The sequence below is a fragment of the Halomonas saccharevitans genome, from assembly GCF_032333995.1.
Classification (GTDB): Bacteria; Pseudomonadota; Gammaproteobacteria; order Pseudomonadales; family Halomonadaceae; genus Halomonas; species Halomonas saccharevitans.
Genome location: NZ_JAVXUR010000002.1, coordinates 373540 through 391053, shown reverse-complemented (window position 1 = coordinate 391053; position 17514 = coordinate 373540). Strand labels below are relative to the sequence as shown.

20 protein-coding genes are annotated in these 17514 nt (G+C 67.2%); 12 read left to right on the top strand and 8 right to left on the bottom strand.

The annotated features are described in order from the left end of the window. Nucleotides 1-211 precede the first annotated feature (211 nt). A complete protein-coding gene (gdhA, locus tag RSO68_RS07265; RefSeq protein ID WP_315586010.1) occupies nucleotides 212-1564 on the top strand; it encodes an NADP-specific glutamate dehydrogenase in 1353 nt (450 codons plus the stop codon). A gap of 124 nt (nucleotides 1565-1688) precedes the next feature. Here the strand turns inward: gdhA and hemN are convergent, their stop codons facing one another. Further along, nucleotides 1689-3074, bottom strand: a complete 1386-nt coding sequence (gene hemN / locus RSO68_RS07260; RefSeq protein ID WP_315586009.1) for an oxygen-independent coproporphyrinogen III oxidase — start codon at nucleotides 3072-3074, stop codon at nucleotides 1689-1691. Between the two features lie 310 nt (nucleotides 3075-3384). Between hemN and RSO68_RS07255 the strand changes: the two genes are divergently transcribed. The 4 genes from RSO68_RS07255 to RSO68_RS07240 all read left to right on the top strand — a co-directional run bounded on the left by RSO68_RS07255 (nucleotide 3385) and on the right by RSO68_RS07240 (nucleotide 5490). Beyond that, the gene (locus RSO68_RS07255) at nucleotides 3385-3837 is read left to right on the top strand and encodes an RrF2 family transcriptional regulator (protein ID WP_315586007.1); all 453 of its coding nucleotides are present in this window, start codon (nucleotides 3385-3387) and stop codon (nucleotides 3835-3837) included. A gap of 183 nt (nucleotides 3838-4020) precedes the next feature. Further along, a complete protein-coding gene (locus tag RSO68_RS07250; protein WP_315586005.1) occupies nucleotides 4021-4338 on the top strand; it encodes a c-type cytochrome in 318 nt (105 codons plus the stop codon). Between the two features lie 171 nt (nucleotides 4339-4509). Then, entirely contained in the window at nucleotides 4510-5112 is a 603-nt protein-coding gene (locus tag RSO68_RS07245) for a hypothetical protein (RefSeq protein WP_315586003.1), read from the top strand. 12 nt (nucleotides 5113-5124) lie between these two features. Then, complete coding sequence (locus tag RSO68_RS07240; protein WP_315586002.1) at nucleotides 5125-5490, top strand: DUF6164 family protein; 366 nt, start codon at nucleotides 5125-5127, stop codon at nucleotides 5488-5490. Nucleotides 5491-5613: 123 nt separating this feature from the next. Here the strand turns inward: RSO68_RS07240 and ahpF are convergent, their stop codons facing one another. From ahpF to RSO68_RS07225, 3 genes are all read right to left on the bottom strand, one after another. Continuing rightward, on the bottom strand, nucleotides 5614-7167 hold the full coding sequence (gene ahpF, locus RSO68_RS07235) for an alkyl hydroperoxide reductase subunit F (protein WP_089846375.1): 1554 nt from the start codon (nucleotides 7165-7167) through the stop codon (nucleotides 5614-5616). A 172-nt stretch (nucleotides 7168-7339) separates the two neighbouring features. After that, the gene (gene ahpC, locus RSO68_RS07230) at nucleotides 7340-7903 is read right to left on the bottom strand and encodes an alkyl hydroperoxide reductase subunit C (protein ID WP_089846371.1); all 564 of its coding nucleotides are present in this window, start codon (nucleotides 7901-7903) and stop codon (nucleotides 7340-7342) included. Nucleotides 7904-8040: 137 nt separating this feature from the next. Next, a complete protein-coding gene (locus RSO68_RS07225; protein WP_089846369.1) occupies nucleotides 8041-8433 on the bottom strand; it encodes a ribonucleotide reductase subunit alpha in 393 nt (130 codons plus the stop codon). 463 nt (nucleotides 8434-8896) lie between these two features. Between RSO68_RS07225 and RSO68_RS07220 the strand changes: the two genes are divergently transcribed. The 3 genes from RSO68_RS07220 to RSO68_RS07210 all read left to right on the top strand — a co-directional run bounded on the left by RSO68_RS07220 (nucleotide 8897) and on the right by RSO68_RS07210 (nucleotide 11854). Continuing rightward, complete coding sequence (locus RSO68_RS07220; protein WP_315585995.1) at nucleotides 8897-9319, top strand: universal stress protein; 423 nt, start codon at nucleotides 8897-8899, stop codon at nucleotides 9317-9319. Between the two features lie 50 nt (nucleotides 9320-9369). After that, nucleotides 9370-11037, top strand: a complete 1668-nt coding sequence (locus RSO68_RS07215) for a BCCT family transporter (protein WP_315585993.1) — start codon at nucleotides 9370-9372, stop codon at nucleotides 11035-11037. Nucleotides 11038-11290: 253 nt separating this feature from the next. After that, nucleotides 11291-11854, top strand: a complete 564-nt coding sequence (locus RSO68_RS07210) for an invasion associated locus B family protein (protein WP_315585991.1) — start codon at nucleotides 11291-11293, stop codon at nucleotides 11852-11854. 92 nt (nucleotides 11855-11946) lie between these two features. Here the strand turns inward: RSO68_RS07210 and mntP are convergent, their stop codons facing one another. The 3 genes from mntP to RSO68_RS07195 all read right to left on the bottom strand — a co-directional run bounded on the left by mntP (nucleotide 11947) and on the right by RSO68_RS07195 (nucleotide 14286). Next, nucleotides 11947-12522 carry a manganese efflux pump MntP gene (gene mntP, locus RSO68_RS07205; protein ID WP_315585989.1) on the bottom strand — a complete coding sequence of 192 codons (576 nt, stop codon included), beginning with the start codon at nucleotides 12520-12522 and terminating at the stop codon, nucleotides 11947-11949. Nucleotides 12523-12817: 295 nt separating this feature from the next. Beyond that, nucleotides 12818-13591: a glutaredoxin gene (locus RSO68_RS07200; protein ID WP_315585987.1), complete on the bottom strand. Its 774-nt coding sequence runs from the start codon at nucleotides 13589-13591 to the stop codon at nucleotides 12818-12820. A gap of 185 nt (nucleotides 13592-13776) precedes the next feature. Further along, complete coding sequence (locus tag RSO68_RS07195; RefSeq protein ID WP_315585984.1) at nucleotides 13777-14286, bottom strand: cupredoxin domain-containing protein; 510 nt, start codon at nucleotides 14284-14286, stop codon at nucleotides 13777-13779. A gap of 208 nt (nucleotides 14287-14494) precedes the next feature. On the opposite strand from RSO68_RS07195, the gene RSO68_RS07190 reads away from it, so the two are divergent. The 4 genes from RSO68_RS07190 to RSO68_RS07175 all read left to right on the top strand — a co-directional run bounded on the left by RSO68_RS07190 (nucleotide 14495) and on the right by RSO68_RS07175 (nucleotide 16158). Next, the gene (locus RSO68_RS07190) at nucleotides 14495-15088 is read left to right on the top strand and encodes a Spy/CpxP family protein refolding chaperone (RefSeq protein WP_315585982.1); all 594 of its coding nucleotides are present in this window, start codon (nucleotides 14495-14497) and stop codon (nucleotides 15086-15088) included. Between the two features lie 102 nt (nucleotides 15089-15190). Continuing rightward, nucleotides 15191-15493 carry a hypothetical protein gene (locus tag RSO68_RS07185; protein WP_315585981.1) on the top strand — a complete coding sequence of 101 codons (303 nt, stop codon included), beginning with the start codon at nucleotides 15191-15193 and terminating at the stop codon, nucleotides 15491-15493. Nucleotides 15494-15568: 75 nt separating this feature from the next. Beyond that, nucleotides 15569-15721, top strand: coding sequence for a hypothetical protein (locus RSO68_RS07180; protein WP_315585980.1), 153 nt, complete (start codon nucleotides 15569-15571; stop codon nucleotides 15719-15721). Next, complete coding sequence (locus RSO68_RS07175) at nucleotides 15718-16158, top strand: DUF411 domain-containing protein (RefSeq protein ID WP_315585979.1); 441 nt, start codon at nucleotides 15718-15720, stop codon at nucleotides 16156-16158. Before RSO68_RS07180 ends, RSO68_RS07175 begins: the two co-directional genes overlap by 4 nt. Nucleotides 16159-16261: 103 nt before the next feature. On the opposite strand, the gene RSO68_RS07170 is transcribed toward RSO68_RS07175, so the two are convergent. Continuing rightward, the gene (locus tag RSO68_RS07170; protein ID WP_315585978.1) at nucleotides 16262-17482 is read right to left on the bottom strand and encodes a TauD/TfdA family dioxygenase; all 1221 of its coding nucleotides are present in this window, start codon (nucleotides 17480-17482) and stop codon (nucleotides 16262-16264) included. Nucleotides 17483-17514 lie beyond the last annotated feature (32 nt).

Below are 17514 nucleotides of genomic sequence, written 5' to 3'. Positions count from 1 at the left end.
ACGCATACCGGCCGGATCGGACCGCCATTACGTTGACTCACCATCTATTAAATTATCCTAATGCTTTATCTTGGTGCATAGTTTTTTGCGCTTTTAAAGGCATTTCGCGTCAATACTATGTCCAATACCCGCATGACCCATGCGCTTGCTGCATAATGGTGCATTGCCTTATAGTGCGTGGAACCTTTTTCCACCGAACAGGAAGTGCACCATGCCCTACGTTCACGACACCCTCGAGGCGCTTCGCAAGAGCAGCCCTGCTCAGACCGAGTTCTACCAGGCCGCCGAGGAGGTGCTCGAGTGCCTGCGTCCGCTGTTCGAGCGCAGCCCCCACTACCTCGATCACAACATCATCGAGCGCATCGTCGAGCCCGAGCGGCAGATCATGTTCCGCATCTGCTGGACCGACGACGCCGGCAAGGTGCGGGTCAACAAGGGCTACCGCGTCCAGTTCAACTCGGCCCTCGGTCCCTACAAGGGCGGGCTGCGCTTCCACCCCAGCGTGACCTCGGGAACCATCAAGTTCCTGGGCTTCGAGCAGATCTTCAAGAACGCCCTCACCGGCCTGCCCATCGGCGGCGGCAAGGGCGGCTCGGACTTCGATCCCAAGGGGCGCTCGGACGGCGAGATCATGCGCTTCTGCCAGGCCTTCATGAGCGAGCTCTACCGCCACATCGGCCCGACCACCGACGTGCCGGCCGGCGACATCGGCGTGGGGGCGCGCGAGATCGGCTTCCTCTACGGCCAGTACAAGCGCCTGACCGGCCGCTACGAGGGCGTGCTAACCGGCAAGAGCCTCAACTGGGGCGGCTCCATCGGGCGCAAGGAGGCCACCGGCTACGGCGCCGTCTACTTCGCCGAGAACATGCTCGAGGCGCGCGGCGAAACCCTCGCCGGCAAGACCTGCCTGGTCTCCGGCGCCGGCAACGTGGCCATCTACACCATCGAGAAGCTGCACGAGCTCGGCGCGATTCCCGTCAGCTGCTCCGACTCCCGCGGCACCCTCCATGACCCGAACGGCATCGACCTGGCGCTGCTGTGCGAGCTCAAGGAGGTCCAGCGCACCACGCTCGAGGCCTACCTGGCGCAGCACCCCGAGGCCCGCTACATCCCCGCGGGCGACTACCCGGCCGACGGCCATGCGGTGTGGCGACTCCAGGGCGACGTCGCCTTCCCCTGCGCCACCCAGAACGAGCTGACCGAGGCCGACGCCGAGACGCTGCTGGGCAACGGCGTGACCTGCATCAGCGAGGGCGCCAACATGCCCTCCACCGCCGCGGCCGTGGATCGCTTCCTGGCGGCGAAGATCGCCTACGGCCCGGGCAAGGCGGCCAATGCCGGCGGCGTGGCGACCAGCCAGCTGGAGATGGCGCAGAACAGCAGCATGGAGCAGTGGCCGCTGGAGAAGGTCGACGCCAAGCTCAAGGCGATCATGGCCAACATCCACCAGCAGTGTGCCGAGACCGCCGCCGAGTTCGACGACCCCACCAACCTGGTGCTGGGCGCCAACATCGCCGGCTTCCGCAAGGTCGCCGACGCCATGATCGAGCAGGGCGTCTGCTGATCCCGAGAAGCCTGGACAGAGGCCAGAAGAGGCCAGACTGAAGCAATAAGAAGTGCGGCGCCCCTCGGGGCGCCGCACTACGTTGGGCAGGATAAAACCGCACCGAGCAGAATGGCCGCCGGGGTCAAACGGTGCGCGAATAGCGCCCGGTGCTGTGGCTCAGGTAGGCGTCGAAGGCCATGGCGGCGTTGCGCATCATCAGCCGCCCGGCGGGCAGCACCTCGATGGCGGTATCGGAGATGGCCAGCAGGCCGTCGTCGACCATCTCCTCGAGCTCCTCGAGGGCCTCGGCGAAGGTGTCGCGAAAGTCGATGCCATGGGCCGCCTCGATCTCGGCGAAGTCGATGCGGCCGTGGCACATCAGGGCATTGATCACATCCCGGCGCAGCACGTCGTCGGCGTTGAGGCGGTAGCCGCGCATCACCGGCAGCCGCCCCGCCTCCAGGCGCGCCTGGTACTGGGCGGTCTCCTTGACGTTCTGGCTGTAGCTGTCGCCGACCTTGCCGATGGCGGTGTTGCCCAGGCCGATCAGGTCGCAGTCGGCATGGGTCGAGTAGCCCTGGAAGTTGCGCTGCAGGGTGCCGTTCTCGCGGGCCCGCGAGAGCTCGTCCTCGGGCAGGGCGAAGTGATCCATGCCGATGTAGACATAGCCCGCCGCGGTGAGGCGGCGGATGATCAGCTCCAGCAGCTCGATCTTGCGCTCCGGCGGCGGCATGTCCTCGGGGCGGATCAGCCGCTGCGCCTTGAATAGCTCCGGCAGGTGGGCATAGCTATAGGTGGCGATGCGATCCGGGCGCAGGGCAATGATCTTGGCAAGCGTCTCGTCGAAACTCACCACGGTCTGCAGCGGCAGGCCGTAGATCAGGTCGACGCTCACCGACTGGAAGCCCGCCTCACGGGCCGCCGCCACCAGCTCCAGCACCTGCTCCTCGCTCTGCAGGCGGTTGACCGCCTCCTGCACCCGGGTGTCGAAGTCCTGCACGCCGAAGCTCAGGCGATTGAAGCCCAGGGCGTAAAGCTCATGGATCTGCGCGGGGGTCACGGTGCGCGGGTCCACCTCGAGGGAGAACTCCCTCTCCTCGGGGGCAGCGAAGTGGAAGGCCGCGTCCAGCGCCGCCATCAGCTCGCCGAGCTGGTCGTTGTCGAGGTAGGTCGGGGTGCCGCCGCCCAGGTGCAGCTGGGTCATGCGCCGCGACTCGTCGAACAGCGCCCCTTGCAGCTCGATCTCGCGCTTGAGCCAGGCCAGGTACTCCGCCGCCCGCTCGCGATTGTGGGTGATGATCTTGTTGCAGGCGCAGTAGTAGCAGAGGCTCTCGCAGAAGGGGATGTGCACGTAGGCCGACAGCGGCTTGGGCGACGCGGCCGCGTTGCTGCGCTCGGCGGCGGCCCGGTAATCATCCTCGGCGAAGGCCGCCTGGAACTGCGGCGCCGTGGGATAGGAGGTGTAGCGCGGGCCGGGGCGATCGTACTTCTCGACCAGGGGGCGGATGAACGGCAGGGTATCTTGCATGATCGAATCGAGCCTCTTTAACCGGAGGGCGGCGGCCGCGGCCGTCACCGTTGGGCGAATTATGCCAGCCGCGACCGCGCGCGTCGGTACCCTCGAAGGGGTAGCTGACCCAGATCAAGTCGTGGAGAAAAGCGCCGCCACGGCGGGGGATCGGCACCTTGACCGGAAGACTTAAGATTCATATAGAATATAGGTTATAGCGAGTTCATGCCCCGACATGGCCAAGCCGCCTCCCTGCCAGCAGGATGCTATAGTAGGGCGCTTATCTACCCACCCCGTCCTGCAAGGCGCCCGATGCGCCGGAATGTTCATGCATCTGACCCGATTCACCGACTATTCGCTGCGTGTACTGCTCTTTCTGGCCGTGAAGGGCGAGGAGCGCTCGACCATCAACGAGATCGCCGAACGCTTCGAGATCTCCCGCAACCACCTGATGAAGGTGGTGCAGGATCTTAACCACCAGGGCTATCTCACCGCCATCCGCGGCAAGAACGGCGGCCTGGTGCTAAAACGCCGCCCGGAGAGCATTCCGCTGGGCGAGCTGGTCCGCGCCACCGAGCGCGACCTCGAGCTCGTCGAGTGCTTCGGTGACAATAACGCGTGCGTGATCACCCCCGCCTGTCGGCTCAAGCCGATCCTGGCGGAGGCGCTCGCCGCCTTTCTCGCCGTGCTCGACCGCTACACCCTGGCCGATCTGCTTGGCCCCCAAGGCCCCCAGCTGGTGCGGCTGCTGCAGCTCGACAACGCTCCGCCCGAGGGCTGAGCCGGCGCGTGTCCGCCTGCGTTGGCGGGCGCTTTTTACCTGGCGCAGCTCCCGGTCTAGGCTGGGGATGATGCACGTCAAGCTCGTTCAGCATGGCAGCTGGCATCATGCTCCTCGCCTGGCGCGGCGTCTGCCCGGTCCGGGTTTTTTCAAGCACCCAAAGATGCATCCTGGAGGTACATTATGAAATCCCTTCTCGCTCTGGCCCTGCTAGGCAGCTCCCTGTTCGCCGTGGGCGCCCAGGCCGCCGGCGATCCCGCCGCCGGTGAGGGCAAGGTCGCCGTCTGCGCCGCCTGTCACGGCGCCGACGGCCAGGCCACCGCGCCGATCTACCCGAACCTGGCCGGCCAGAACGCCGAGTACCTGGTGAGCTCCCTCAAGGCCTACCGGGCCGGCGATCGCGCGGGCGGCATGTCCGCGATGATGACCCCCCAGGCACAGGCCCTGTCGGATCAGGACATCGCCGACATCGCCGCCTACTACTCCAGCCTCGAGCCCTGATCCCCGGCCGATCGCGGGGCGGCATGCTCGACAATCGCTTCCCAGCTTCCGGCAGCGCCTCCGCCGGGGGCGGGTCAAATCGTGGATGCCGCCCCCCTGAGTGCCGACGGCGGGACAGCCCCTTCGCGCCATGCTAGCCTCGGGCGCGTCCCGGTCCGAGGAAGCTTCGTCATGCCACGCCGTTCCCGTATCGCCCCGTCCCTGCTGCTGCCGCTACTCGCGACGCTACTCCTGTCGGCAGGCCTGCTGCTGGCCGGCCCCGCCGCGGCCACGAACTACAACACCAGCGACGTCCAGGCCCATGGCGGCTGGCACTCCCTGGCCCTGTCGCTCGGCGAGGCGCGCCACTTCCGTGCCATCGACCAGCACAGCTACAGCGATTCGATCTTCAGCGTCAACGCCAGCGCCGGGGCCTGCGACCTGCCCTGGCTGGAGCTTCGCGTGGCGCTCGACGCCTACCAGCCCGAGAGCGCCACGGTGAACCGCGTGCCCGCCGACCTGCGCGTCGATCACGAGACCATCCACAGCGGCCGTGCCGCCTTCGTCACCGAGCGCGGCGACCGCGGCTTCTACGTGCGCATCGCGCTGCCCGAACTGGACCTGCTGCTCGACGAGATGGCCGCGGGCGAGCTGCTGCGCCTGCGCCTGATGCGCGGCGAGGACGATCCCTGGTTCATGGCCTTCAGCCTGGCCGGGGCCGGCGAGGCGATCGCGCGCATGCAGCGCCTCTGCGCACAGGCGCCCGCCCCGGGCGGCGACGAAGGCAACGACTGACGGAGGGCCACGATGGCCACGCTGCTGTTTCACCTGGGCAACGTGCCCGACGAGGAGGCCGAGGAGGTGCGTCGGCTGCTCGACGAGCATGCCATCGCGACCTACGAGACCCGCGCCGGCTTCTGGGGGCTGGGCGTGGCGGCCATCTGGCTGCGCGACGAGACCCAGCGGGAGCAGGCTCGCGCGCTGATCGACGCCTATCAGCGGGAGCTCGGCGAGCGCATGCGCGATGAGCAGGCGAGCCTCGCCGCCCGCGGCGAGGCGCCGACCCTGTGGCGGCGCCTCAAGCATCGGCCGATCCGCACGCTGCTGCTGGCCCTGCTGGTCGCTGGCGTGCTCGCCGTTTCGCTGCTGCCCTTTCTCTGGCTGCACGGCTGAGCGCGGGCCATTCCGCCACCACCGGCCACTCGCCGATCCTTGGACCGAACAACGAAAACGCCCCCGCCGGCAGGTCCGGCGGGGGCGTCGTGACGGACCCGGGCGACTGGCGCCCGGCCGCGATCAGCTGCGGATCAGGTGATCGAAGGCGCCGAGGGCGGCCTTGGAGCCCTCGCCCATGGCGATGACGATCTGCTTGTAGGGCACGGTGGTCACGTCGCCAGCGGCGAAGATGCCGGGGATCGAGGTCATGCCGCGGGCATCGACGACGATCTCGCCGCGCTCGGAGAGCTCGATGGGCGACTCCTGCAGCCACTCGGTGTTGGGCACCAGGCCGATCTGCACGAAGATGCCCTCCAGCTCGACCCGGCGCAGCTCGCCGGTGGCGCGCTCCTCATAGGTCAGGCCGTCGACGCGCTTGCCGTCGCCGTTCACCTCGGTGGTACGGGCGCCGAGGATGATCTCGACGTTGGGCAGGCTCCTGAGCTTCTTCTGCAGCACCGCGTCGGCGCGCATCTCGTCCATGAACTCGATCAGGGTGACGTGACCGACGATGCCGGCCAGGTCGATGGCCGCCTCGACGCCGGAGTTGCCGCCGCCGATCACCGCCACGCGCTTGCCCTTGAACAGCGGGCCGTCACAGTGGGGGCAGTAGGCTACGCCCTTGTTGCGGTACTCGGCCTCGCCGGGCACGCCCATCTCACGCCAGCGGGCGCCGGTGGCCAGCACCAGGGTCTTGGCGCGCAGGCGGGCGCCCGACTCGAACGCCACCTCGTGCTCCTCGCCCGGCTGTCCAGGCACCAGCTGGACGGCCCGCTGCAGATTCATGATGTCGACCTCGTACTCCTTGACGTGCTCCTCCAGCGCCGCGGCCAGCTTGGGGCCCTCGGTGCGGGGCACGGAGATGAGGTTCTCGATGCCCATGGTGTCGAGCACCTGGCCGCCGAAGCGCTCCGCGGCAACGCCGGTACGGATGCCCTTGCGCGCGGCGTAGACGGCTGCCGCGGCGCCGGCGGGGCCACCGCCGATCATCAGGGTGTCGAAGGTGGCCTTGTCGTTGAGCTTGGCGGCCTCGCGCTTGGCGGCGCCGGTGTCCACCTTGGCCAGTATCTGCTCCAGGCTCATGCGGCCCTGATCGAAGGGCTCGCCGTTGAGGTAGACGCTCGGCACCGACATGATCTCGCGCTGCTTCACCTCGTCCTGGAACAGTGCGCCGTCGATGGCCACGTGGTGCACGTTCGGGTTGAGGATCGCCATCAGGTTCAGCGCCTGGACCACGTCCGGGCAGTTCTGGCAGGAGAGCGAGAAGTAGGTTTCGAAGCGCATCTCGCCGTCGAGGCTCTTGATCTGCTCGATCACCTCGTCGGAGGCCTTGGGCGGATGGCCGCCGATCTGCAGCAGCGCCAGCACCAGCGAGGTGAACTCGTGGCCCATGGGGATGCCGGCGAAGACCACGCCGCTCTCCTCGCCGGGACGGTTCAGGGCGAAGGAGGGCGTGCGGGGGTCCTGACCGTCGAGCTTCAGAGTGATCTTGTCAGTGAGACCGACGATGTCGGTCAGCAGACCGTGCAGTTCCTTGGACTTGTCGCCGTCATCGAGGGACGCGACGATCTCGAACGGCTGAGTGACCTTCTGCAGATAGGCGTTGAGCTGGCTTTTCAGATTGTCGTCCAACATGACAGCGGCATTCCTTCATGTTCGGGGTTCAAGACGGAGGCATGAGGATCCCGTGGCTTCCCGCGCGGGGCGCCTCGGTTCGCTCAAGCTTCCTGAATAGAGACCCGGGCAGGGGATGCCCGGGTGGGGACAGGCGAGGCCGAGAGGGGCCTCGCCGGCAGGGGCAGATCGTTTAGATCTTGCCGACCAGGTCCAGAGAGGGGGAGAGGGTCTCTTCGCCTTCTTCCCACTTGGCCGGGCAGACTTCGTTCGGGTTGGCGCGCACGTACTGGGCGGCCTTGACTTTGCGCAGCAGCTCTTCGGCGTTACGGCCGATGTTGCCGGCGTTCAGCTCGATGATCTGGATCTTGCCGTCCGGGTCGACCACGAAGGTGCCGCGCTCGGCGATGCCGGCGTCCTCGATCAGCACCTCGAAGTTGCGCGAGATGGCGTGAGTCGGGTCGGCGATCATCGGGTAGGTCAGCTTGTTGATGGTCTCGGAGCTGTCGTGCCACGCCTTGTGGGTGAAGTGGGTGTCAGTGGAGACGCTGTAGATCTCGACGCCCAGCTTCTTGAACTCTGCGTAGTTGTCGGCCAGGTCACCCAGCTCGGTCGGGCAGACGAAGGTGAAGTCGGCCGGATAGAAGAAGAAGACGCTCCACTGGCCCTTGAGGTTCTCGTCGGACACGTCGACGAACTCGCCATTGTGGTAGGCGGTGGCGTTGAACGGCTTGACTTCGGTGTTCAGCAGGGACATTCGGTGGTGCTCCTTTCGACTTTCGTAGAGTGATTGGCGGCAATACGGGACGCATGTTAGCCCGTATCTTTTGATAGCGTAAATTGAATGGTGCCATGGATCTGATAATTCAACCCTATGACCCATGGTGAGGAGGTTCAGCCGAGGCTCAGCGCCTCGCCCTGGCGATCGAAGGCCAGGAACGACGCCACATTGCCCATCTTCAGCGATTCCACCATGCGGTTGAGGTGCTGCTCGGCCTGTGCCTCGGCGTCCTGGCCGGCCAAGGCGGCCACGAAGACGATGTCCCACTCGGCGCCGGTCTCGCGGGACTCCGCGACCAGCGCCGCCATGTCGGTCAGCGCCTCGGGGGCCTTGTCGACGCAGACCACCGGGGTCAGCACACCGCCCTCGCCCTGCTCGAAGCGGCGCCGCTGCTCCTCGCTGGGGTGGTCGGGCAGTTCGGCGCGGGTGAAGACGAACAGCAGGCGCTGGGGCTCAGGCTGAGCGCGCGCCTCGTCCAGCAGGTCGGCAAAACGGGAAATGGCCACGGGCTCTCCTCAAGATGACAGGGCGGATATACGACTGAAAAACATAAGACTGTGGGGTATAGGGCTGAAAGCTACGAACAGCGTAACGGGCCGCCCCCCGCTTCGTGAAGTGAGAATGGCGACCCGCGCGATCCAGATCAGGTTTCCACCCGAGGAGAGAGTCGCCACCGCCTGCGGCAGGTTGAGGCAGGCGACCAACACGCGCCGTTACGCCACCGACAGGACGCGATACGGCGTCGCGCGTACATATTATCGGGGCGCCGGCCGCAGACGTCGGCCATGTCGCCCCCTCGGCTCATCCCTCGATCGAGCCGCCCTTCAGCGTAGACCCATCGTTGAGGCCTGGAGTGGTGTTTGCCTTGGCACATCCTCAAAATTGTGCAGCTTTTTTGGACCGGAAGATCGTGACGTGGAGGTACCTTCACCAACACCGTTCTCGAGACAACCTCAAGGAGTCACGAACATGTTCAAGAAAATCATGGTTCCCGTGGATTTGGCACACGCGGCTCTCTTGCAGTCCTCCATCGACCTCGCGGCCGATCTCGCCAAGCGGTACCAGGCCGAGACCTGCTACGTCAGCGTGACCGCGAACACTCCCGGCGCCCTGGCCAGGACCCCGGAAGAGTATGCGCACAAGCTCGCGGACTTCGCCAAGGCACAGGGCAAGCTGCATGGCCAAGAGGTCAGCTCCAGGGTCGTCACCGCTCCCGACCCCATCGCCGACATGGATGACGCCATCATTCAGGCCATCCATGACACGGGTGCCGACCTGGTCATCATGAGCACGCACCTGCCCAAGCGGCTGGACGTCGTCGTGCCATCCAACGGTGGCAAGGTCGCCACGCATACCGACGTATCCGTGTTCCTGGTGCGGCATCGCGACTGACCGCCTGCACCAGGCAACACTCCTTTCGTTAACCCATCGGAGATTTCCCCGTGGAAAATGACTCCCCCAATACGCCCAGAGGCAAGGATGCCCCTGTCTCTGACGGCGTGCCCAAGCCGGAAGGCCCGGCGAACCTGATCGATACCGACTACGTGATCGGCCAGGACAACGTGACCGCCAGCCGGTTCGGCCTCGATGTCGACCTGCACGGCAAGGTGTTCTCGATATCCGCCCTGACGATCCTGTTCTTCGTGTTCATCACCCTGGCCCTGCAGGATCAGGTAGAACCGATCTTCGATGCGGTCTTCGCCTTCCTGACCGGCAACATGTCCTGGTTCTTCCTGCTGGCAGCCAATATCTTCGTGCTGCTCGCCGTGGGGCTGATCTTCACGCCCCTGGGCAAGATCCGAATCGGCGGAGCCCACGCCACGCCGGACTTCAGCTACACGGGCTGGTTCGCGATGCTGTTCGCCGCCGGCATGGGCATCGGCCTGATGTTCTATGGCGTCTCGGAGCCCTTGACCCACTTCGGCACCGCGCTGGGCGGTACCAGCATGGAGAACGGCGCCCGGACCGACTGGGCACCGCTGGCCGCCGCTGCCGGTGACACCGATGGGGCGGTCTCGCTGGCCATGGCGGCCACCATCTTCCACTGGGGCCTGCACCCCTGGGGCATCTATGCGGTGGTGGCGCTGGCCCTGGCGCTGTTCTCCTTCAACAAGGGCCTGCCGCTGACCATGCGCTCGGTCTTCTACCCGATCCTGGGTGAGCGGATCTGGGGCTGGCCGGGCCATGTGATCGACATCCTGGCGGTGTTCGCGACCCTGTTCGGTCTGGCGACCTCGCTCGGCCTGGGGGCCTCGCAGGCGTCTGCCGGCCTTGCCTACCTGTTCGGCATTCCCGACAACGATGTCACCATGGTCTTGCTGATCGTAGGGATCAGCGCGGTGGCACTGCTCTCGGTCCTGGCTGGCGTCGACAAGGGCGTGCAGCGCCTTTCCCAGCTCAACATGGTGCTGGCCTTCCTGCTGCTGGCGTTCGTGATTGCCGTCGGTCCGACACTGGCCATCGCCAGCGGCTTCTTCGAGAACCTGGGGGCCTACCTGGTCCACCTGCCGGCGCTGTCGATGCCCTTCGGGCGTGAAGATGCCAACTTCAGCCAGGGCTGGACCGCCTTCTACTGGGCGTGGTGGATCTCCTGGTCACCGTTCGTCGGCATGTTCATCGCCCGCGTCAGCCGTGGCCGCAGCGTGCGTGAATTCCTGATCGCCGTGCTGCTGGTGCCGTCGCTGGTCTCGGTGCTGTGGATGACCGCCTTCGGCGGCACCGCCATCGACCAGGTGATCACCGACAACTTCCAGGGCGTCAAGGACGCGGCCCTCGAGCTGCAGCTGTTCACGATGCTGGGCCAGCTGCCGCTGACCTCGATCACGTCGTTCGTGGGGATCGTGCTGGTGATGGTGTTCTTCATCACCTCCTCGGACTCCGGCTCGCTGGTGATCGACTCCATCACCGCCGGCGGCAAGGTCGATGCGCCCAAGCCGCAGCGCATGTTCTGGGCCATCATCGAGGGCGTGATCGCCATCGCCCTGCTGCTGGGTGGCGGTCTGGCCGCACTGCAGACCGCGGTGATCACCACCGGCCTGCCGTTCACGCTGGTGCTGGTGGCGGCCTGCTACGCCATCATCAAGGGACTGCTCTCCGAGCCGCGAGGCTGACCCTGGTCTTCCCCGGCCCTGCCGGGGAATGGCCGCTTCTCCACGTCGAACCCCATGGCCCCCGTGCGGGGCCATCACGCGATGAGCGGGCCGGGCCGATGCCTGGTCCGTTCATCGAGCCTGTGCGGCGTACGGGCTCGACCTCGCCGGGCCGAACAGGCATGGTTGTGCTCTCGCTTCGGGATTCTCGCCGCGATGGAGGCCCCCTCCCCGCAGCGGGCAAGACCCGAACGCCGCGACCCAACGAGCGTTCATGGCCCAGAAGGCCGAGGAGGAAACACCGATGTCGAACCGTCTGACCAGACGCCTGTGCACGACCCTGCTGCTGTCGCTGCTGGCCATCGCGCCCACGGCCTTCGCCCAGCAGGCGACGCCGGGTGCCACCGGGGCCAATGTCCAGACCGAGCAGTTCCGTGACTGGCAGGTGCTCTGCCCGGCCGAGGGAAGCCAGGGCCCCTGCACCATGAGCCAGCTGGTCACCAACCCGAACAGCAACGATCCGCTGATGCGGGTGATCCTGGGCTATCCGCCGGAGCTCGAGGGTCGGCCGGCGATGACCTTCCTGCTGCCGCTGGGGGTGCGCCTCGCCGCGGGCCTGCAGCTCAGCGTGGGCGGCGGCGAGCCGGCTCAGTTCCCCTATCAGGTCTGCCTGCAGCAGGGCTGCCGCGCCGACCTGCCGGTGCCGCCAGCGCTGCTCAGCGATCTGCGCGGCGGCAGCAACGCGACCCTGAGCCTGGTCGGCCCGCGCGGCAACCGCATGGACCTGGACATCTCGCTGATGGGCTTCACCGACGCCAGCGCGCGCATCGCGCCCTGAGCGAAGGACGATCCCGATACGCAAACGCCCCGGCACTCAGCCGGGGCGTTTCATTTTGAGCAGGGTCGGCGCCTTGCGCCGCCTGGCCAGGCCTACCAGAAGCCCATGTGGTCCTGCAGGATGGCGGTACCGATACCGATCAGCACGACCCCTCCGAGCAGCTCCGCACGCTTGCCGATCAGCGCCCCGAGGCGGCGCCCCAGCAGCACGCCCAGGGTCGCCATCAGGGTGGTGGCCAGGCCGATGGCCAGGGCGGTGACCAGGATATTGACCTCCATGAAGGCCAGGCCGATTCCCACGGTCAGCGCATCGATGCTAGTGGTCACGGCCGTGGCGACCAGCAGCCAGCCACCATGACGGCGCGGCTGGTCAGCCGCCTGCGCCTCCGGCTCGGGTGAAGAGAGGCCGGCGAGGATCATGCGCCCCCCCAGCAGCAGCAGCAGGGCGAAGACCACCCAGTGATCCCAGGCCTCGATATGGCGCGACGCTCCGTAGCCCAGCACCCAGCCGACCAGCGGCGTCAGGCCCTCGATCACGCCGAAGATCAGCCCCGTGCGCAGGGCCTCGCGGAAGCGGGGCTGTCGCAGCACCGCGCCCTTGCCGATGGCGGCGGCGAAGGCATCGGTGGACATGGAGAAAGCCAGCAAGGTCGTGGAGAGCAGCGTCATCCTGAATCACATCCCGGCCGGGCGATCACCACGACGGCACGGCGCGCCCGGCCTGGGGCACCGCACCATCGATGGTCTCGCCAACCCGGAGGTATACCTGCCACGGCATCTGGCCGACTGTGTTGACAGGCATGCTCACGATGACCGTGAGCCGGCTACTCCCCAGCGAGGGTAGGGAGGATCGGCGGGATGTCCCGCCGTCCTCGGGCGGGGAGTTTAGCAAGTCTTCGTGCCCCTGTGCAGCTGCCTGGGAGGCACCGGGAACCAGGGATCTGTCGCCAGTGACGCCCAGGCATCAGAGCAGGAGCGCTTTCAAGGGCATCCACAGCCCCATGAAGATCATCACCAGGTTCTCGGTCAGGGACACGAAGCCCAGGGGGACGTTGCTGTTGCCGCCGACACAGGCACACTTCAGCTCGCGCTTGTCGATATAGACGGCCTTGAAGACCGAGACGGCGCCCACCGTGCCGATGAACAACGCCACAGGAGCGGCCAGCCAGGTCCAGGCGCCGGCCAGCATCAGGACACCGGCCAGGGTCTCGGCGAAGGGGTAGACGTAGCCGTAGCGGACGTGGCGCTGGGCGAGCAGGTCGTAGTTGAGGAACATGGTGCTGAAGCTTTCGATGTCCTGCAGTTTCTGGAGCCCCAGCAGGGTCATGGCGGCGGCGATCGCATACTCCAGCATGCGCCCGGAGACGAGGGTGCCGCCGGCCGTCCAGCTAACCGCCAGGCCGATCAGCAGGGCGGTCGCGAAGATGGCGATGACCGGCTGATAGCTGATCTCCTTCTCGCCGGGCACGCTCATGCCCAGATACTCGCGCAGCTCCTCGTAGCCCCCCACGCGCCGATCGCCGATATAGACCTGGGGCGTGGTGTCGACGCCGGCCTCTTCCTTGAACGCCTCGATCGCCTCGCGCGAATCGAGGGGGTGATCGTCCACCCGGTAGCCCTTGCGCTCGAGCAGATCCAGGGTCTTCAGGCCGAACGGGCACAGATGCTCGTCCGTCTTCATACGGTAGAGGCGAGCGGACTCGTGCTGCGAAGACGCTGCCGAGGTAGTGCTGCTCATGATCATCGACCTCCTTGCGGTAACGGGAGCGGATCGGGGCGACCGGACGCTTAAGGCCATGGCGCCGTCGGGCCATTGCCCGCCACACTTCTCTTGCCGATGGCCGCGGCGACGCCCCTCACGTTACCGACAGCCTAGGACCCTTGTGTTACCCAAGGGTCAAGGCGAGGCTCGCCGGAGCCGGATCACTCCTGCAGATCGATGTGGCCCGACATGCCCGCTTCATAATGCCCGGGAAGGTTGCAGGCGTATTCGAGGCGATCCACATGCGCCGGAACGGTCCAGACGAGCGTGGCGCGCTCTCCCGGGGCCAGGGTCACGGCCGGCATCTGGCCGCCGTGCTGCCCCTCGGCCATGTGGTGGCCGCCATCGCCATGTCCGCCACCGCCATGACCTTGATCGTCATGGCCGCCGCTCATCTGCCGCATCATCTCCCGGTGAGCCGCCTGGGCCTCGGCGTCGCCGATCACGAACTCGTGGGCTAGATTACCGGTGTTGGTGATCTCGAAGCGGATCGTGTGGCCAGGTGCCACGTTCAGCGATTCGGCATCGAACCACATGTCGCCCGCCTCGAGGCGGATGGTGCGGTCGATCTCGGCGTCGCCGGCCGGCGCATGGGAACCACCGTGCTCGCCGGCGGCGAAGGCGGTGCCGGTGAAAAGCCCCAGGGTCAGGACCAGTAGCGTCTTGCGCATCGCGGGTACCTCTCGCGTCGTATCGGGGAGTGCCCTTTATACCCTAGCAACCTGAAACGAGACTGAAACCGGGCGTCGGCATCACGCACCCCTCGGGGCGCTTGACCTCTGGGCGACCCAAGGGTTGTAAGCTCATAACGAAAGTTGCCAGCGTCTTCCCTTCGGGGGAGATGTCGCTCCTACCCTACGCACGACGAGGAGAACGATCATGGTCAGATACCAGCACGTCATCGCCATCGCCCTGGCGGCCGGCCTCGGCATTGCCGCCAGCGGCGCCGCTTCCGCTCACGGTACGCATCAAGGTCAACATGGCGCCGGCGGCATGATGGGCTACGGCCATCAGGGTGGCATGGGGCCCGGCATGATGGGCTACGGCCAACAGGGCGGCATGGGCCCCGGCATGATGGGCTACGGCCATCAGGGTGGCATGGGGCCCGGCATGATGGGCTACGGCCAGCAGGGCGGCATGGGCCCAGGCATGATGGGCTACGGCATGATGCAGGTACTCGAGCTCGAGCCAGATCAGCGTCGCGAGATGCGTGAGCTGATGCAGCAGCACCGTCCCGCCCAGTTCGACCGCATGGGGCAGATGATGGACCTGCGCATGGCGCTGATGGAAGAGATGCATGCCGAGGCGCCGGACCCCGACGAGGTGAAGTCCCTCCATGACCAGATGGCCGAGCTGCAGGGAGCGATGATGGCGGACCGGGTGCGCCTGCACAATCAGATGCAGGACCTGCTGACCGACGAGCAGCGCGAACAACTCAAGCAGCGCGCCTCCGGCCGGCAGCGCCAGCCCTGATGCCGCTAGGCGCTGCCGGGTGATGCGATCCAAGCTTGCGCTGGATCAAGATGGCCGATCGCCCCTTGGGCCCACAATGGGGCTGCCACGACGAGGTAACCCATGACCGTACCGGCTCGACACTCGCATCACCCCCGAGGCCAACGCCTGCTGGCGCTGCTGCTCGCGGTGCTGCTGTCGGTGGCGAGCCTCTCGGGTCACGCGGCGATGGACGCCTGCAGCGTCGACTGCGCGACGACGCTGGCGGAGATGGTCGATGGCGTCGACGACGATTGCGGCGCCTGCGCGGCCATGGCCGCCATGCCCCTCATCGCCGCCGGCGCGGCCGACACCCTGGCCGGCAACGCCGACCCGGCGCTGGTCGACTTCATTCCCCTGCCGGCTCGCCCCCCTCCCAGACCCTGACGGCCCCTTCGCCTGCTCGGTGCCGGCATCCCGCCCGCCACCGGAACGTTCCGCACTCTCGTCAGGAGTCACACCATGATGACCACCGACTGCTTCGCCCTGATGGGCTCCATGGGCTGGATGGGCTGGCTGATGCCGCTCGCCGTCCTGCTGCTGCTGGGCCTCGGCATCGCGGCCCTCGCCAAGACCCTGTTCACGTCACGCGCTTCCCGGGAGGATCGCTCATGACCCGCTTCGCTCCGCCGCTGCTGCTCTCCACCGCCCTGCTGCTGGGCGCCGGCACCGCCCAGGCCGCCCTGCCGACCCAGGCCACCCTCTACAAGAACCCGCAGTGCGCCTGCTGCGACGGCTATGCCCGGCACCTCGAGGCGCTGGGCGTCGAGGTCACGGTCGTCGACGACCGTGAGCTCGGCCGGGTCAAGCAGGCCACCGGCGTGCCCTATGGGCTCGGCTCCTGCCACACCGTGACCATGGGCGACTATGTGATCGAGGGCCACGTGCCGACGGCGGCCGTGGAGCGGCTGTTCGAGGAGCGCCCGGCGATCGACGGCATCGGCCTCTCGGGCATGCCGATCGGCACCCCCGGCATGCCTGGCCCCCAGCGCTCGCCCTATGAGGTCTACCAGTTCACCGACCGACAGGACGCGCCCTTCATGACGCTATGAGGTGTGCCCTCAACGCGACGCTTAGCAGCAACACATAGCAGCCACCCAACGAGATCGCCCCGGCAGTGCCGGGGCGATCTCACTTTCGCGTTCACCAGGGGCCTCAGGCCTCGGCGGTGACCCACCGGCGTCGCCGGGCGCGCTGGATCATGCGATAGCGCGAGCGGATCTCGTCGCGCTCCATGTAGCAGCCCTGCAGCCAGCGGCGGCCGGTGCTGCCCTCGAAGGCGTCCCGGGCGTGCAGCAGGCGGCGATTGTCGAAGATCACCAGATCACCGGGGTGGTAGGTGAAGCGGATCGCGAAGGCCGGATCGCCCAGCAGGCGCTGCAGGGTCATCAGCGCCTCATAGGCCGGCTCGACGTCCTCGAAGGCGGTCTGCAGCGGGCCGCGCAGGAAGTCGGCGATGCGCACCTCGAGCAGCTCACCCCGGGCGTCCAGGCGGATCATCGGCTCGAACCAGACGTAGTCGCTGGTCTTGGCGGTATTGGCGTAGCACCAGCGCACCCGGGTCAGGGTCTCCCAGGCGTCGGGATGGCGCTCGCGCAGCGCCTCGGCCACGGCGAAGCCGTCGAGCATCACCGCCTGGCCGCCTTCGACGCTGTTCTCCAGGCAGTGCAGCATCTGCAGGCCGGGGTGGTACTCGCGGGTCGGCAGGTCGGTGTGCGGCGGCAAGGCGATGGAGGTGTAGGCGTTGGAGTCCGGGTCCGGCTTGGCCCGGACGTCGAACAGCCCGCCGAAGTTGGTGTCGCGGATCGGCCCGATGCGATGGGCGATGGCCTCCAGGGAGCCCGGCTCGGTAGGCAGGTCGCGCAGGCGCACCAGGCCCTTGGCGAGCACACTCTCGAGCGCCGGGGCGAGGATCGCCTCCTCGGCCTCGCTGTCGGGCGCCGTGTCGAGCAACCCGGCGGCGGAGAGGGTGTCCGGGCCGGCCTCGGGGCCGCCCTGCCAGTGGGTCACCGGCACCAGCGGCGCCTCGGGATCCTGGAGGTTGTCGTAGTCGTGGGCGCGCAGCCAGCCGGGGTGGAAGCGCAGCCGGCGATCCTCCACGGCGAAGTCCACACAGAGCGCGCCGGCCTCGTCGATCTCGGCGCCCTCGACCTCCGGCCAGGCGGGCAGCGTGGAGAGATCCAGGATGCGCTCCCGGGTCGCCGGGTTGACGGTGGTGTCGTCGGCGGCGTTCTCGCGCAGCCAGATGCTGTGATAGCGGCTGACCCGGCCGTCGCTCCAGGTCACCGTCACCAGGCGCGGCGTGAAGACGACGCGCTCGAGATCGGCCTCGATGGGCCAGGCGTCGTAGTCGGGGGTAAGGGGTAGCGTGGTCATGTCGTGACTCCCGTTGGCGTTGAGCATGGCCA